The 1,622-nt window shown below is 62.2% G+C and carries 1 protein-coding gene; it reads left to right on the top strand.

Translation table 11 applies throughout. The features are described from left to right. Nucleotides 1-1,622: MMPL family transporter (locus tag A5784_RS22770; protein ID WP_156750719.1), on the top strand; the 1,622-nt coding region annotated here is incomplete at both ends.

Consider the following 1,622-nt stretch of genomic DNA (forward strand, 5'->3'; position numbering starts at 1 on the left):
ATCGGCCGATATCAAGAGGCCCGCAGTGTCGGTGAGGACCGGGAATCGGCGTACTACACGATGTTCCACGGCACCGCGCATGTGGTGCTGGGGTCTGGCCTGACCATCGCGGGCGCCACGTTCTGTCTGCATTTCACGCGGCTGCCCTATTTCCAATCCCTGGGTATCCCGCTGGCCATCGGCATGGTCATGGTCGTCGTCGTCGCGCTCACGATGGGCCCGGCGATCATCACGGTCGCCACGAAGTTCGGTAAGACCCTGGAACCCAAGCGCGCCATGCGTACCCGCGGCTGGCGCAAGATCGGCGCCGCGGTCGTCCGCTGGCCGGTGCCGATCCTCGTCGCCACCATCGGGCTCGCACTCGTCGGATTGCTGACCCTGCCCGGCTACCGGACCAACTACAACGACCGCAAGTACCTGCCGACGGACCTGCCCGCCAACACCGGTTACGCCGTCGCCGACCGGCACTTCTCGCAAGCCCGCATGAACCCCGAGTTGCTGCTCATCGAGAGCGACCACGATCTGCGCAACTCCGCGGACTTCCTGGTCATCGAACGGATCGCCAAGCGCGTGGTCGGAGTGCCGGGCATCTCCCGGGTACAGGCCATCACCCGGCCGCAGGGCACGCCCATCGAGCACACCTCGATCCCGTTCAACATCAGCATGCAGGGCACCACCCAGACCATGAATCAGAAGTACATGCAGGACCGCATGAAGGACATGGGTGTCCAGGCCGAGCAGATGCAGACGATGATCGACACGATGACTCGGATGATCGCGCTGATGACCGAGATGTCGCAGACCATGAACAGCATGGTCGGCAAGATGCACGGCATGGTCGCCGACATCGAGGAATTGCGGGATCACATCGCCGATTTCGACGATTTCTTCCGGCCCATCCGCAACTACCTGTACTGGGAACCGCATTGCTACGACATCCCCATGTGTCAGGCCATGCGGTCGGTGTTCGACGCGCTTGACGGCATCGACACCATGACCGACGACTTCAAGAACATCGTTCCCGACATGGACCACCTCAACGCGATGCTGCCGCAGATGCTCGCGCTGATGCCGCCCATGATCGCGACCATGACGTCGATGAAGGCCATGATGCAGACCATGCAGGCCACCCAGGGTGGTTTGCAGGACCAGATGGCCGCCATGCAGGACAACTCCACCGCCATGGGTCAGGCGTTCGACAAGGCCAAGAACGACGACTCGTTCTATCTGCCACCGGAAGCCTTCGACAATCCAGACTTCAAGCGTGGCATGAAGATGTTCCTGTCGCCTGACGGGCATGCGGTGCGGTTCATCATCAGCCATGACGGTGACCCGATGAGCCCCGAAGGCATCAAGCACGTCGAACCGATCAAGCTGGCCGCCAAGGAAGCCATCAAGGGCACGCCGCTGGAGGGCTCCAAGATCTACCTCGGCGGCACGGCAGCCATGTTCAAGGACATGCAGGAAGGCGCCAACTACGACCTACTGATCGCCGGCATCGCCTCGCTGTGCCTGATCTTCATCATCATGCTGATCCTGACGCGAAGCGTGGTGGCCTCGGCCGTCATCGTCGGCACGGTGGTGCTGTCGCTGGGCGCATCCTTCGGCTTGTCGGTGCTCAT

It is taken from the genome of Mycobacterium sp. 852013-50091_SCH5140682 (assembly GCF_001665685.1).
Taxonomy (GTDB): Bacteria; Actinomycetota; Actinomycetes; order Mycobacteriales; family Mycobacteriaceae; genus Mycobacterium.